The sequence below is a fragment of the Tenacibaculum profundicola genome, assembly GCF_057220795.1.
The window spans coordinates 4,263,638-4,277,266 of sequence record NZ_CM170137.1 but is presented as its reverse complement, the minus strand read 5'-3'; the positions used below and the strand labels follow the sequence as shown (position 1 = coordinate 4,277,266).

General features: G+C 33.9%; 15 protein-coding genes. 3 read left to right on the top strand and 12 right to left on the bottom strand.

Annotated elements, in window-relative coordinates; translation table 11 throughout:
- Positions 1–50: 50 nt before the first annotated feature.
- The 12 genes from AC2TDS_RS17535 to kynU all read right to left on the bottom strand — a co-directional run bounded on the left by AC2TDS_RS17535 (position 51) and on the right by kynU (position 11,553).
- On the bottom strand, positions 51–788 hold the full coding sequence (locus tag AC2TDS_RS17535) for a carbon-nitrogen hydrolase family protein (RefSeq protein WP_484738974.1): 738 nt from the start codon (positions 786–788) through the stop codon (positions 51–53).
- A 4-nt stretch (positions 789–792) separates the two neighbouring features.
- Positions 793–1,896 carry a hypothetical protein gene (locus AC2TDS_RS17530; protein ID WP_484736869.1) on the bottom strand — a complete coding sequence of 368 codons (1,104 nt, stop codon included), beginning with the start codon at positions 1,894–1,896 and terminating at the stop codon, positions 793–795.
- Positions 1,897–2,362: 466 nt separating this feature from the next.
- Positions 2,363–3,448: an amidohydrolase family protein gene (locus AC2TDS_RS17525; protein WP_484736868.1), complete on the bottom strand. Its 1,086-nt coding sequence runs from the start codon at positions 3,446–3,448 to the stop codon at positions 2,363–2,365.
- 33 nt (positions 3,449–3,481) lie between these two features.
- The gene (locus tag AC2TDS_RS17520; RefSeq protein ID WP_484736867.1) at positions 3,482–4,012 is read right to left on the bottom strand and encodes a 3-hydroxyanthranilate 3,4-dioxygenase; all 531 of its coding nucleotides are present in this window, start codon (positions 4,010–4,012) and stop codon (positions 3,482–3,484) included.
- 70 nt (positions 4,013–4,082) lie between these two features.
- Positions 4,083–4,655, bottom strand: a complete 573-nt coding sequence (locus AC2TDS_RS17515) for a hypothetical protein (protein ID WP_484736866.1) — start codon at positions 4,653–4,655, stop codon at positions 4,083–4,085.
- A gap of 79 nt (positions 4,656–4,734) precedes the next feature.
- Positions 4,735–5,511: an SDR family oxidoreductase gene (locus AC2TDS_RS17510; protein ID WP_484736865.1), complete on the bottom strand. Its 777-nt coding sequence runs from the start codon at positions 5,509–5,511 to the stop codon at positions 4,735–4,737.
- 244 nt (positions 5,512–5,755) lie between these two features.
- A complete protein-coding gene (locus AC2TDS_RS17505; RefSeq protein ID WP_484736864.1) occupies positions 5,756–7,198 on the bottom strand; it encodes an aldehyde dehydrogenase in 1,443 nt (480 codons plus the stop codon).
- Positions 7,195–7,890 (bottom strand): phytanoyl-CoA dioxygenase family protein, encoded by a 696-nt coding sequence (locus tag AC2TDS_RS17500; RefSeq protein ID WP_484736863.1) that lies wholly within the window; start codon positions 7,888–7,890, stop codon positions 7,195–7,197. Before AC2TDS_RS17500 ends, AC2TDS_RS17505 begins: the two co-directional genes overlap by 4 nt.
- A gap of 3 nt (positions 7,891–7,893) precedes the next feature.
- On the bottom strand, positions 7,894–8,304 hold the full coding sequence (locus AC2TDS_RS17495) for a RidA family protein (protein ID WP_484736862.1): 411 nt from the start codon (positions 8,302–8,304) through the stop codon (positions 7,894–7,896).
- A gap of 59 nt (positions 8,305–8,363) precedes the next feature.
- Positions 8,364–8,882, bottom strand: coding sequence for a DUF1697 domain-containing protein (locus AC2TDS_RS17490; RefSeq protein ID WP_484736861.1), 519 nt, complete (start codon positions 8,880–8,882; stop codon positions 8,364–8,366).
- On the bottom strand, positions 8,882–10,294 hold the full coding sequence (locus tag AC2TDS_RS17485) for an FAD-dependent oxidoreductase (RefSeq protein ID WP_484736860.1): 1,413 nt from the start codon (positions 10,292–10,294) through the stop codon (positions 8,882–8,884). Before AC2TDS_RS17485 ends, AC2TDS_RS17490 begins: the two co-directional genes overlap by 1 nt.
- Positions 10,294–11,553, bottom strand: a complete 1,260-nt coding sequence (gene kynU / locus AC2TDS_RS17480; protein WP_484736859.1) for a kynureninase — start codon at positions 11,551–11,553, stop codon at positions 10,294–10,296. Before kynU ends, AC2TDS_RS17485 begins: the two co-directional genes overlap by 1 nt.
- Positions 11,554–11,712: 159 nt before the next feature.
- Here kynU and AC2TDS_RS17475 point away from each other — a divergent pair, with 159 nt between their 5' ends.
- Genes AC2TDS_RS17475 through AC2TDS_RS17465 form a run of 3 tightly spaced genes read left to right on the top strand, consistent with a single transcriptional unit; the run spans position 11,713 to position 13,576 of the window.
- Positions 11,713–12,492 carry an IclR family transcriptional regulator gene (locus AC2TDS_RS17475; protein ID WP_484736858.1) on the top strand — a complete coding sequence of 260 codons (780 nt, stop codon included), beginning with the start codon at positions 11,713–11,715 and terminating at the stop codon, positions 12,490–12,492.
- A gap of 12 nt (positions 12,493–12,504) precedes the next feature.
- On the top strand, positions 12,505–13,071 hold the full coding sequence (locus tag AC2TDS_RS17470) for a Crp/Fnr family transcriptional regulator (protein ID WP_484736857.1): 567 nt from the start codon (positions 12,505–12,507) through the stop codon (positions 13,069–13,071).
- Positions 13,072–13,129: 58 nt separating this feature from the next.
- Positions 13,130–13,576 carry a DoxX family protein gene (locus AC2TDS_RS17465; protein WP_484736856.1) on the top strand — a complete coding sequence of 149 codons (447 nt, stop codon included), beginning with the start codon at positions 13,130–13,132 and terminating at the stop codon, positions 13,574–13,576.
- Positions 13,577–13,629 lie beyond the last annotated feature (53 nt).

Sequence of the window (13,629 nt, the reverse complement as noted above, 5' to 3'; positions counted from 1 at the left end):
TAAAAAATAAAGATTTGTAAGTTTTTGTAACCCTGAAGCTCATGTAGTTATCAAAAAACAATTTTATACACTTTCCATTTCGAGGATACTCTTTCTGCAATAACTATCCCTTTTTCATCATATTTTAATGCCCCTAACATTTCCCCTGCTTCATTCCAAAACCCACTTTTACCCGCGGCTTCCATATTCCAATGATTCCCGCAAAAATTACTCATAAGTATAGGAAGTTCATATTTTTTGGCATAAGTTGATAATTTCTCATAGCCTTCAGCAATTCCGTTTTTTGAAAAAAAGATACTTGGCATATATAGGGTAGCTTTATCTTTTTTAGCTTGTTCAGGATGCTTATCAGAAGTAATATCGGCACAGATAGCAAAACTGCAGATTTCTTCTTGGATACATATTTTAGGATTGTATAAAAAAGATGCATCGTAAAATGCTTCTTCTCCTGAATGGAGATATTGTTTTGTATACAATTCTTCTGTACCATCTGGCTTTAATATAAACGATCCGATATACAATTTCCCTTCCATTGAAACCGGCGCACCAACTACAATGGTTATGTTGCCTAGCGTAGCCAATTTTCGCAATGGTTTCAGTCGTGAATCCTCTCGTATCAATGCCAAGCTCTTACCTTCTTCTAAACAATACCCGGAAATTGACATCTCAGGAAAAGTAATCAAATCCACCTTTTCTTTAATAGCTAATTTTACCACGCTCATATGAACATCTATATTCCGTTCTATGGCTCCTAAAATCGTGTTTATTTGTGACGATGCAACTTTCATCACCCTAGTGTTGTTTAAACTCATCTAATAAAGCTTGGTCAAACCATATATTTTCAGGTATAATTCGCAAACGGTATTTACTTTCTCCTATAAATGTAATAAGATCTTTTCTCTGAATCTTATTATCACCTTTCAATTGAAGAATGTCATTTATATTATCTATAATTCTTGTAATGTATGTTTGACTATTTATTTCTCCTCCATAACCGACAACAATACATTGTTCATTGGCCTCCAAATATTTTCTTTTAAACGCAAAATTCAATAAGTTTTTATATTGTGTTGCCTTCGAGCCAAAATCAATTTTTTCGGCAATGATTTCTTTGGATGGGATGGTAAGTTCTACTAATGACCAGTCTAAAAATTTTATCTTTATTTCATTGGGTTTGGGGGTATTCGCTAACTGAATTACCCAGCTCGTTGCCAAAACTAAAAAAATAGCTACTAATGATGTTTTCGAAATAATTCGAATTAATTGATTTAAGAAATCATTGTTTAACGTTGTAAAAACATCAGAAAACTGTGATATAAATAATAAAAAAACAACCGCTACAGCGATGAGGGCCACAAGCTTTAAATCTCTATGCATAAAGGTTCTAAAAAAAGAAATCGCCATTAAATAGCATAAAAAAGTAGTTAATAAAAAATCCGGTATGCTCATTAATTTCACGCCATAAAAAACTTCATTTTGAATTACCGAAGAGAGTATTAATGTCAGTGCAGTCACTGCTATAATAGTTATGGTAATAATTTTTACATTTTTTTCATTTCTATAAATAAATTTTGGAGCATCGTATACATAATACAAAGCCAACAGCCAGAATAAGTTGTTGATGGTTGATAAGATGTTTACGCCTATCTGGTAGCTTAATGTTCGTTCAAACAAAAAATAATTGGCTGTCAAGGCCCAAATACCGGAAAAAAACCACACCAACATTCCATAACTAAAAAACAATAGTCCTCGATCAATTCGTTTAAAAGTACTTCCATCTTCTAATGTCTGATAAAACCGTTTTCTAATGTTGTAATAAATTGCCAACAATAACAAAGCGCCAATGAATGAAATAAAAATATGTGATAAATTATGAAACAGGGTTACTTCTGACATTTTAGTTGGTATCAATTATTGAAAGGTAAAAATAACGATTAAAAGTAAACGTTGCTTTTATGTTAAAAAAGCAGAGAAAGCAATTTCCTCCATATATTATTTCATGCTATAACACCGATGAGCATCTCGATTCTTAGCTAAAGCTACATCATTATTTCATTGTATCTATACTAAAACCATTTACCATTTGAATGTACCGTAATAAAACGTCCTTTTCCCCTTTCTATTTCAATATAAAAAGAAATCGTAGCTACTGCTATTATGAATTTTCTATCTTACATAAAGAAAAAAACACTCATTTTCTTTTACAGTAAATTCAAACAATAACTGGTATACTATTTCTCCTCTAAATCAACATACATAATTATGGCACATGCATTAACCTCAGAGAGACTATTCTTTGAGGTCTTTTAAAAAGTTAATCAAAATTAACAGACAATTTAAACGTTCAATTGGCACTAAGGGTTTAAGAGACTATCTTGTTTATTAAATCCTTTTTAGCTTGTTTATCATCACCAAACAACCATTGCAATACATTATCTTCCCACATTTCATCTCGTTCTTTTTCACTAATTATATCTCTTTTTATGGCTAAATCGAGAATTTTCCCAGGGTAGGAAGACTGTTTATCACTTTCCATTTCTCCTAGCGGGTACGGATCATCTAATCCCATCACGACTTGTTTCGAACCTTGGTTTTTTATTACCAATTCTAAAGATCCTGTGTCATGCACGAGTGTATCAAAAAAGATGTTCTTATGCCCTACTGCTTTTCTTGGGTGTACCTTTTCTTCAAACAAATCTGATCGTCCGTCAAATCCTTGAATTCTTCGACCAAGGTTCATCTGTGCCAACTGGCCTCCATGAGCAAAGCAGACTCGCATATTTGGATATTTCTCATAATATCCATTTAAGGTTAAAAAATGATAGGCATCTGCACATTGCGCAAGCATCCAAATAAGGTGAAACCTCCAACTAGTATTTTCTAATTTGATAAATTTCTCTCCATCATAAGGATGAATTTCTACTGCCAAATTATATTTATTCGCCAATTCAAAAATAGGTTCATTTTCTTCATCAAAGATACATCGCCAAGTTCCAATAGTGTCCATATAGTGCGTTGGCAAACACAACAAACGCATATCTAACTGCTCTACACAGCGCTCAATTTCCCAGCAAGCTCCACGAACAAAGCCAGGATGCACTACGAAACCACAGGTAAATTTAGAAGGATTATCATATTGTACTTTGGCATTAAAGTCATTTTGAAAACGCAAGGCTTGTTTCATTTCTTCTAAACGCAAGCCATTTCCATATAACTGAGACAAATTAAGCACAACCGCGTGGTCAATTTTAAAATGCTCCATCCAAGCCAATTTTTCATCTAAAAAGAAACTTGAATCCGTAACTGGGCGACTCCAATCTTTTTGTAGCATGTACTTCCTATCTTTATCTACCCAAAAGATTCCTTTATCTTTCATAAACTGAGGAATATCTTCAGGATAAGGTAGCAAATGCGAGTGCCCATTAATACGTAATTTTCTTTTTTCCATATTTGTGTATCGTTGTAACAAAAAATTTAACTTCTAATTTCCTTTATTTGGTGCTTGCATTATAGTTCCACAACTAGCGCATGTACATTTTTCTTTATCCGAATAATACTTATCAAAAATAATAGGCATGTCTGTTTCTATATTATCTAAGGCAAACTCTTCTCGGTACAATTGAGTTCCACAATTTTCACAATACCATTCTAATGCATCCATCATTCCTGTAGCTCGTGGATATTCTATAACCAACCCAACTGTATTGGCATTACGTTGGGGAGAATGTGGTACTTTTCCTGGTAATAAGTAAATATCTCCTTCCCTAATTTCTACATCGACCATTTTTCCTTTATCATCAATGATTTTGAGCATCATATCTCCTTCAACCTGATAAAAAAACTCAGGAGTTTCATTATAATGGTAATCTTTACGATTGTTTGGCCCTCCAACTACCATTACTATGTATTCTCCATCTTTCCATACCTGTTTGTTTCCTACCGGTGGTTTTAGCAAATGGCGATGTTCATCAATCCATTTTTTAAAATTTAAAGGCTGTACTAATTTGCTCATTTTGATAGATTTTAAGTTTAAAAAAATACTTCAAATTTTGGGTAAGAGATATCTTTAAGCAGTTCCTTATTTAATTAATAATCGCTCTGGTTTTTTTTCTAGTACTTTTGAGCGTTATCGTGTTATTTAGTTCATTTCTAAAGGAAAAAATACTCTCCTTACCTTTCTTCTCTTTTAATACTTCAGCAGGAAAAGCAAATTCGGAAATAGCACTATCCATACCATGAGATTTCATGTTTTCATTGTAGTTTTGCACCATGTTATAGTACTCTTCTGAAATTTTTTCTTCCAAAATATAAAACTCACTGGCATTAGTTCCTTTTACAACTAGGGCTAGCTCATTCGACTTAAAACCTAATAAAGATTTTTTTTGTACTGGCATAACATAACAGGTACTGTTCAACTTCAGCATCTTATCTGCTTGATAAGTATATCCCGATTCATTCAAAACTGTCATTAAATCTTGATACGCTTTTTTACATTGGTTTGGTAATTTTGCTCCAGCAATCGATTCAACTTTTCCAAAGCCTTTGGTCATGTCAAACGAATAATTGCTTGAATTGTTTGCTAAAGACGAATTTGGAAACATCAACAACGCCCCACCCCCCATTGCTGAGGACATAATAAATTTTCTACGATCCATACTAAGTAATTATTTTTGGTTATTAATGGCTCTAAATTAATACATTTATAAATACTCTCCAATTAATCAATACATTTAACTACAAACTCTTGGTTCTTCCTCCATCAACTGGAACATTAATTCCGTTGATAAAGCTAGCTTTGTCACTTGCTAAAAACACCACCGCATTCGCAATTTCTTCGGGTTTAGCAAAGCGTTTTGCTGGTGATGCGTTTTTCATTATTTCAGCAATTTCTTCTACTGATTTCCCTGTTTTAGCAGCTTTATTATTGATGATTTCATTTAAACGTTCAGTTGCGGTAGCTCCAGGTAATACATTGTTAACGGTTATTCCAAATTGCCCCAATTCATTTGCTAGTGTCTTCGACCAGCTCGCTACTGCTCCACGAATTGTATTTGACACTCCTAATCCATCTAGAGGTTGTTTTACCGAAGTAGAAATTATATTAATTATCCTACCATACCCTTCTTCTTTCATAAATGGAACCAATGCTTGTGCCAATATATGATTGCATTTTAAATGTTGTGTAAACGCTTTTTCAAACTCGTCTAGTTTCGCCAAATAAACCGGACCTCCTGCAGGGCCTCCTGTATTATTGATTAACACATGATACTTCAATGCAGAAGCTTCAATTCTTTCTTTTAACTCATCCGGATTAGAAAAATCAGCAACAATATAATTGTGTTCTTGATTATTGCTAGGTAATTCAGCCAACACGGCTTTCAATTTTTCTTCATTACGTGCTACTAAAGTTACATTTGCTCCTTCTTCTGCTAGTTGGATGGCGGTTGCTTTTCCTATTCCTTGCGTACTGCCACATACCAACGCATTTTTATTTTGTATTTTTAAATTCATAATAATCCCTACTAACCTTTCCTCTTAGAAAGAACTTTCATTTGGGCAAATGAAAGTTTATTATTCAACTTATACCCTTCACAAATTAAAATTACCGTAATAAAACGCTCTTTTTTACTTTCTTCTTCATTAGAAAAAAATCACATTTTCTTTTACGCCAATTTCTAATCATACATGGTATTAACCTTTAATTTTTATAGTATATATTAACCTCCATTTCCTTTTTTGAAGAGGATCAGGATTGCTATTCATACTTTATACATATGTTTTTGGGTTCGGTAAAGAAACGTAAGGCTTCAAAACCACCCTCACGTCCAACACCACTAGCTTTTACCCCACCGAATGGTGTTCGTAAATCACGTAATAACCAAGTATTTACCCATACAATGCCTACCTGTAATTTCTTACTAAATTGCATGGTTCTATTTAAGTTATTAGTCCAGAGTGTAGACGACAATCCGTACTTCACATCATTAGCCATTTCTAATACTTCATCTTCCGTTTTAAATGACATTATGGTCACTACTGGCCCAAATATTTCTTCTTGATTTAGCCTGCACTGATTGTCTGACACCTCAATGATGGTCGGTTGTAAATAATATCCGTTCTCTCTTCCTGCTACCTCAACTCTATTGCCGCCGAAAAGAATTTTTCCTCCTTCATTTTCAGCCATATCTATATACGATTTAACTTTTTCTAAATGTGATTGAGACACGAGCGCTCCTATATTCGTATCGGGGTCAAATGGATCTCCAATTTTTAGAGATGCTACTTTTTGAATAAAGTCGTTTTTAAATTGTTCATAAATTGATTCTTCTACAAATATTCTACTTCCACACAAACAAATCTGACCTTGATTGGCAAATGAAGAACGAACAGTTGTCTCTAACATTTTTTCATAATCACAATCTGCAAAGATGATATTTGGGTTCTTTCCTCCTAGTTCTAAGGATAGCTTTTTAAACATCGGTGCTGCCGTTCTGGCAATGTGCGCTCCTGTAGCTGTACCCCCTGTAAAGGAAATAGCTTTTATATTTGGATGCTCAATAATGGCTTGCCCTGTGGTAGTTCCTAATCCATGGACTATATTCAAAACTCCTTTAGGAAGCCCTGCTTCCTCGCAAATTTCAGCTAATAAGTATGCTGTCATTGGGGTTACTTCGCTTGGTTTTGCCACCACGCAATTACCCGCTGCTAGGGCTGGAGCAATTTTCCAAGTAAATAAATATAAAGGTAAATTCCATGGTGAAATACAACCTACGACTCCAATAGGTTCTCGTAAGGTGAAGTTCACAGCATCTAAGCCCACAGTTTCATGAGCTTCTGAGGAGAATTGCGTTATCGCATTTGCGAAAAACTGAAAATTCGCTGATGCCCTTGGTATATCAATAGCAGTCGCCAAGCTCAATGGTTTTCCATTATCTTTCGCTTCGGCATTGGCTAAAAATGGTAATTTCTCTCGAATGAGCTGAGCTATTCTAGATAAAACTACACTTCGTTCTTCTAAAGTTGTTGTTGACCACTTTGGAAATGCTTCCTTTGCTGCTTGATACGCTAAGTCGACATCTTCTTTGGTTGAGTTTGGAATTTGCCCATAAACTTCTCCAATTGATGGATTGTAGTTATCTATCCAAGCATTTTGAATTGGATCTACAAACGCTCCGTTTATGTAGTTTTTTATATTCATACGACTTCTTTTTTCTCCAACCATTTCATTGGTATTTCTTGATTACAAAACTCTAAATGAATGACTCTTCTATCAAATTCTGATATAGATTTTTTGGAAGCATGTAACAATAATGGCTTCATTAACATAATGCCCCCTTTATTCACTGTACATAATTCCTCTTTACCTAATTTTTCTTTTTTAAAACATTCATCAATTCTAACAATTCCTTTAGTATGTGACTCAGGAATTACGCTAAACGCTCCATTGGTCGCATCTGTTTTATCTAAATGAATTCTGATCGTTACTGTATTTTCTAAAATCTCTATTGGTGGTATAACCCCCAACTGTTTTTCTTTATGAGTCCAGTTCGTATATCCCTTTTCTTGTATTTTGTTTTTAGCACTAATGCTTATATCTTGGTGATACGATACAAACCAATTTGATAGGGCTGGTTTATTAAAATAAATTGCCTTTGTCAAAAAATAAGTGTTCCCACAAACTTCTTGATACAACTGTTTGAATTTTCTATTTTCGAATAGTATCTTTTCAAGCTTAGGGCATTTACTTAACAACTGCCTTATTGCATAAGTATGTTTAACACTAGCTATTTCATGTTTCATTCTTTGTATTTCTACATCACTAAAAACACTCGTAGTAACAGCGTATCCATACTTAATTAATTTCTCTTTATGTGTGCTAAATTGGTTCATTTATTATTGCTTCTTATAAGCAACGACTTTAATTTCAATCAATAAATGTGGATGTGGGAGTTGGTGAACAGCAACGGTTGTTCTTGTAGGACCGTTGTAGTCAAAATACTTTGCATATACTTCATTATAGCCTCCGAAATCATTCATGTTTACCAAGAAAGAAGTTACATCTACAATATCCTCTAGGTCTGCACCAACCTCACGTAGAATGTCTCTTATATTTTCGATAACTGCCCTTGTTTGTTTCCGAATATCTAAATTAGTGGTTCCAAATGTATCTACTTCAACTCCTTCAAAAGAATTATCTGGTCTTCGTGAACTTGTTCCTGACACATATATAAAATCACCAACTTGTTTTACATGAGGAAATTTTCCTCTGGGTGTTGCTTTTCCTTTTATTACTTTACTATCCATATGTTAGTTATGCTTTATAAAAACTGCTTGAACTCATTTAAAATTCACAACAATCTTCTTTAGTTATTTACCATTTCTAACAACTTCATCGTTGTTTTGAAATTTCGGGTGGTAGCCGTTACTTTTAATTTTTTTTCAAATAAATTATTGGTCAACTTAGTTTTTCCATAACCTCCCACCGTGTTAATATACACGACATCATCATTGATGGTAAATTCGTCATCCTTTGCATCTACATCAATTTCTTTATTTACAGGAACTTCTGACAAAAAGGTGAAATATTGTTGCTTTTCTTCTACCTCTTTATACGGATTATTTTCTATGGCAGTTTTCCAATCTTCAACTGTTCTAGTTAAAACAGGAACCTCATACCCGAAGGTATCAACTATTCCTTTCTTTATGTTTTTACTGATAACTTCCTTTTCTTCATTTGATTCTAAAACGATATTGCCACTTTGAATATAGGTCTGAACCTTCTGATAATTCATATTCATCAACAAATTTCGTAATTCTTGCATCGGGAGTTTATTTTTTCCCGAGACATTAATCCCTCTTAATATGATGATATATTTTTTCATTATTGTAAGCCTGCTATTTTATCTTCTTCTAGTATGTCATTTGTTTCTTCTTGTACCTTCTTTAATACCAGCTCCAATTCCTTGTTCGACATAGTTTCAGAGGTTATTACTTGAGAATCAGCAATCATATTTAACAAGGCTTTATCTTGCGCACGTCCTTTTTTCATCGCCTCGTCATACCCAATATGTTCATTGAATGTTACCATAGAGTATTTAGAAAAGTAATCAGATGGAAATGTTTTTTCTAAATCCATTTCTAGCTTTCGTTTTTGTTTAAATAATGGATTTGCCACGTGGTCTCTCATTTCGTAATAATTCTCAACTGCTAAATCGCCAATTGCATCTGCATCGTGTTTACGTCTTTTTTGATATGTTTTGAACACGGTGTTCCAATCTCCTTCAAACTCATCTAATACTGTATCCAAAACATATACATCCTCAAAGGAAGCATTCATACCTTGTCCGTAAAACGGTACAATCGCATGTGCTGCATCTCCTATAAGCAACGTATTACCTTTATAATACCAAGGAGAGCACTTTACTGTTCCTAAGGCTCCTGTTGGATTGTTCGCAAATTCCTCAGCAATATTAGGTATTAAAGCCAGTGCATCTGGAAATTGTTTTTTAAAGAATTCTTTAATTGTATCTTCGGTTGTTAACTCTTTAAAATTATATTTCCCTTCTTCATTTCCTAAAAATAAGGTTACTGTAAAGCTTCCATCCATATTTGGAAGCGCAATAAGCATATATTCGCCTCTTGGCCATATATGTAAATGATCTTTACTTATTTGATGATTCCCATGTTTATCTGCTGGAATTTCTAACTCTTTATAGCCATGCGTGAGGTACTCTTGACTGTAACTAAACAAAAACTTTCTTTCCAAGTAGTAGCTTTTACGCAAAATTGAACCCGCTCCATCTGCCCCAAAAATCACATCTCCTTTTACCGAAAACTCTTCTTTAGTTTCATACTTTTGAAAAGACGCTACAGTATTTTCTATATCTATAGCAGTGCACTTGGTATTAAAATGTATGGTGACATTTTCATGTTGTTCTGCTTCAGTTAACAAAATTCCGTTTAAATCTCCTCTTGATATAGAGTTTATATACTCTCCTTCTCTACCCGAATAATTTGAAGCAAATGTATTACCCTCAATATCATGCATTAATCGCCCGTACATAGGAATGCAGATTTCACGTGCTTTCTCTTCAACACCTGCTAAACGCAGTGCTTTGAAACCTCTATCGGATAATGCTAAATTAATCGAGCGCCCGGCTGAAATATCTACTTTTCTAAGGTCTGGTCTACTTTCATAAACACTTACTTTGTAGCCTCTTTGGGCCAACCGAAGCGCTAACAAACTTCCACATAACCCCGCTCCTATAATTATAATATTGTTTTGTTTCCTCATTATAACAATTCTTTTAAAACCTTTACCATTCGATACACATCTTCGTAACTATTGTACATAGGTACAGGAGCACATCGTATTACATCGGGTTCTCTCCAGTCAGTAATCACATTGTGTTCTGTTAACTTTTGGTGTAAATTTTTATCGGCATTCAATACTTGAATAGATAATTGACATCCTCTTTCTTCTGGAGAGCTTGGTGTAATTATTTTTATTCTATCTGTATCAATTTGATGAATTAAATACTCAAAATACCCTGTTAACTTCTCTGACTTAGCTCGCAATGCTTCCATCCCTACTTCATCGAACATATCCAATGACGCTTTTATAGCTGCCATAGACAAAATTGGAGGGTTACTCAGCTGCCAACCTTCTGCTCCTGACATTACATCAAAGGGTTGACGCATGTTAAAACGCGTTTCTTTATTATGATTCCACCAACCAGCAAATCGAGGTAAATCGCTATTAGTAGCATGCTTTTCATGCACAAACAAACCTCCTAAACTACCCGGACCAGAATTTAAATATTTATAGGTACACCAAGCAGCGAAATCGACACCACTACTATGTAACTCTGGTGAAATATTCCCTGCTCCATGTGCTAAATCTATCCCTACAATACAGTTTTTAGCATGCCCTAAATCAGCAATTTTTTTAATATTTAGATATTGCCCAGTATAATAATTTACACCGCCAATTAATAACATAGCGATTTCATCACCTTGTTCTTCTAAAATATCTTGTAAATCTTCAATACGCAATAACTCTTCTCCTTCACGGGGTTTCCATTCTATTAATCCTTCATTTCCATCAAAGCCGTGAAACTTCAATTGCGATTGAACTGCATACCGATCAGAAGGAAAGGCATCACTCTCGATAACAATTTTATACTTTGTTTTTGTGGGTTGATAAAATGACACCATTAAGAGGTGCAAATTAGTTGTTAGGGTATTCATCACAACAACTTCTAGCGGCTTTGCGCCTACTATTTTCGCCATTTTTTCAGTTAAAAACTCATGATATGGCAACCATGGTGTTTGTCCTTCAAAGTGACCTTCTACCCCATAATTTGCCCAATCGTCTAATTCTTGCTGAATGTACTGTTGCGTTTGTTTCGGTTGTAAACCTAAAGAATTCCCTGTAAAATATAACCAATCATTCCCTTCTTTATCTTTTGGTATATGGAATTGTTTTCGCAAATAAGATAGCGTATCTTCTTGATCTAATTGTTTTGCGAAGTCTAATGTTGTTTTATACATATGCTCTTTGTATTGGCACCGTTTAAAAATAAACCCTAAATATACTTTATTGTTGCGTCAAATAAAAGCAGTAGGTGTTTCACTATTTAAAACGGTGTTTTATAAATTTATACTATTTTTATTATTTTAGCAAGTGAACCAAAAAAATAATTTATCTGAATGCAAGATAAGACCGACAAAAAACTAAATCTATCCATTATAAAAGCATTCGAACTTATTGATGCTTTTACGGAAGAAAAAACCACATGGGGAGTGAGAGAACTGGCATTAAAAACAGGATACAACAAAAGTACCGTGTATAGGTTACTACACACTTTAAGCTCCTTAAATATTGTTCATCAAAATAATAATGAAAAATACAGTTTGGGAAGTAAATTATTTGAACTAGGCAATAGAGTTGCTATCTATAAAGCAATTACCAAACTAACTCAAGAACCTATTAAAAAGGTAGCTTTAGAAATTCAGGAAACCGTATTATTGAGTATTATTAAAGAACAGCAAGTTTTCCATATTGATAAGGCAGACAGCTTACATGGTTTGAAAATAAACACCTCTATTGGTTCTTATCAACCTATTTACGCCACGGCTTCAGGTAAACTTTTACTGGCGTTGTCACCCAATTCAGTACAAGAAGAGCTTATTAAAAATTTACAATTTACCTCCTATAGCAAAAACACCATTTGCTCTATCCCTTCTTTAAAAAAAGAACTCAAAAAAATTAAACAACAAGATTATGCGCTGGATATAGAAGAGCTAGAATCTGGTTTAGTTTGTATTGCCATTCCTATTAGAAACAAAAATCAAAAAGTAATTGCTAGCATTAGTGCCTCTGGTCCTTTAAGTAGGTTTAAAATGGAAAATGTAGCGAACTATATTGGTGTTTTACAAAAAGGAGTACATACCATAGAAAAACAGTTGCGTGATTTTGATAATTTATAAAACAAACTACTAATGGAGCAAATTAGAGCGGCATTCGAATCCATGACTAATATCTCTAGCAATGATTGGAACTACTTTTATTCAAAATTAGAACGAATTAAATTTCGTAAAAAAGATACAGTTCTTCTTCTGGGTAAAACTGAAAATTATCTATCATTTGTAGAAGAAGGGATTTTACGACTTTTTATTCCCAAAATCGAAAACGACCTCACATTTGGATTTGTTTTTAAAAACAATTTTTCTAGTGCGTATGATTCATTTTTAACACAATCTCCCTGCAAATACCAAATAGAAGCTTTATCTGATACTGTTTTATGGAGGTTAACATTTGACGACCTTCAAGATATTTATAAAAAAACCAACATCGGCAACGAAATTGGCAGGAAAAGTGCGGAAAATTTATTTCTCCTAAAGTCACACCGTGAACTTTCTTTGTTATGTAATACTGCCGAAGAAAGGTATTTAAATTTATTTCACGAACGTCCAGAACTAATTCGAGAAATTCCATTGAAATATATTGCCTCGTACATTGGCGTAACCCCGCAAGCCTTAAGTCGAATTAGAAAGCGAATTTCTTAACTCAGGTTCATTGTTTGTCATTTAATGTTTCTTCAATTTTGCACTAAACATTAAAATCATGAAACCTCTTACTACTCTCTTAATTACTTATTTGCTAGTATCAGTAATTCAAAAAATATTTCAATACAAAATTGATTATCGTCTATCAGGGAGAATCGCCATGTCAATTATGCTCCTATTTACCGCCATGGGGCATTTTATTTTTGTTGACGGCATGAGTCAAATGATTCCTGGTTTTATACCCTATAAAAACGAAATTGTTTTGTTAACTGGGTATTTCGAAATAGCATTGGCTATTGGTTTATTAGTCCCTAATTTTCATGTCGTAATTGGTTGGACACTCATTGTATTTCTTCTACTCATTACTCCTTGTAATATTAAAGCAAGTGTTATCAATCTGAATTTCCAAACCGGAAATTTCGACGGGCATGGCGTTAACTACTTATGGTTTAGACTTCCCTTGCAACTGTTTTTTATAGGGTGGGTATATTTTTCAAGTATCTAATCCAGTTAATAAATACGCAACCATTGTTTCAAAATCAACATATAATTCCTCAT

Bases quoted from the DNA above. Each gene is read 5' to 3' on its own strand.
- AC2TDS_RS17500 (WP_484736863.1), bottom strand. From the start codon at position 7,890: ATGAACCAATTTAGCACACATAAAGAGAAATTAATTAAGTATGGATAC.
- kynU (WP_484736859.1), bottom strand. From the start codon at position 11,553: ATGTATAAAACAACATTAGACTTCGCAAAACAATTAGATCAAGAAGAT.
- AC2TDS_RS17510 (WP_484736865.1), bottom strand. From the start codon at position 5,511: ATGAATTTAAAAATACAAAATAAAAATGCGTTGGTATGTGGCAGTACG.
- AC2TDS_RS17525 (WP_484736868.1), bottom strand. From the start codon at position 3,448: ATGGAAAAAAGAAAATTACGTATTAATGGGCACTCGCATTTGCTACCT.
- AC2TDS_RS17520 (WP_484736867.1), bottom strand. From the start codon at position 4,012: ATGAGCAAATTAGTACAGCCTTTAAATTTTAAAAAATGGATTGATGAA.
- AC2TDS_RS17485 (WP_484736860.1), bottom strand. From the start codon at position 10,294: ATGAGGAAACAAAACAATATTATAATTATAGGAGCGGGGTTATGTGGA.
- AC2TDS_RS17515 (WP_484736866.1), bottom strand. From the start codon at position 4,655: ATGGATCGTAGAAAATTTATTATGTCCTCAGCAATGGGGGGTGGGGCG.
- AC2TDS_RS17505 (WP_484736864.1), bottom strand. From the start codon at position 7,198: ATGAATATAAAAAACTACATAAACGGAGCGTTTGTAGATCCAATTCAA.
- AC2TDS_RS17475 (WP_484736858.1), top strand. From the start codon at position 11,713: ATGCAAGATAAGACCGACAAAAAACTAAATCTATCCATTATAAAAGCA.
- AC2TDS_RS17495 (WP_484736862.1), bottom strand. From the start codon at position 8,304: ATGGATAGTAAAGTAATAAAAGGAAAAGCAACACCCAGAGGAAAATTT.
- AC2TDS_RS17530 (WP_484736869.1), bottom strand. From the start codon at position 1,896: ATGTCAGAAGTAACCCTGTTTCATAATTTATCACATATTTTTATTTCA.
- AC2TDS_RS17470 (WP_484736857.1), top strand. From the start codon at position 12,505: ATGGAGCAAATTAGAGCGGCATTCGAATCCATGACTAATATCTCTAGC.
- AC2TDS_RS17465 (WP_484736856.1), top strand. From the start codon at position 13,130: ATGAAACCTCTTACTACTCTCTTAATTACTTATTTGCTAGTATCAGTA.
- AC2TDS_RS17535 (WP_484738974.1), bottom strand. From the start codon at position 788: ATGAAAGTTGCATCGTCACAAATAAACACGATTTTAGGAGCCATAGAA.
- AC2TDS_RS17490 (WP_484736861.1), bottom strand. From the start codon at position 8,882: ATGAAAAAATATATCATCATATTAAGAGGGATTAATGTCTCGGGAAAA.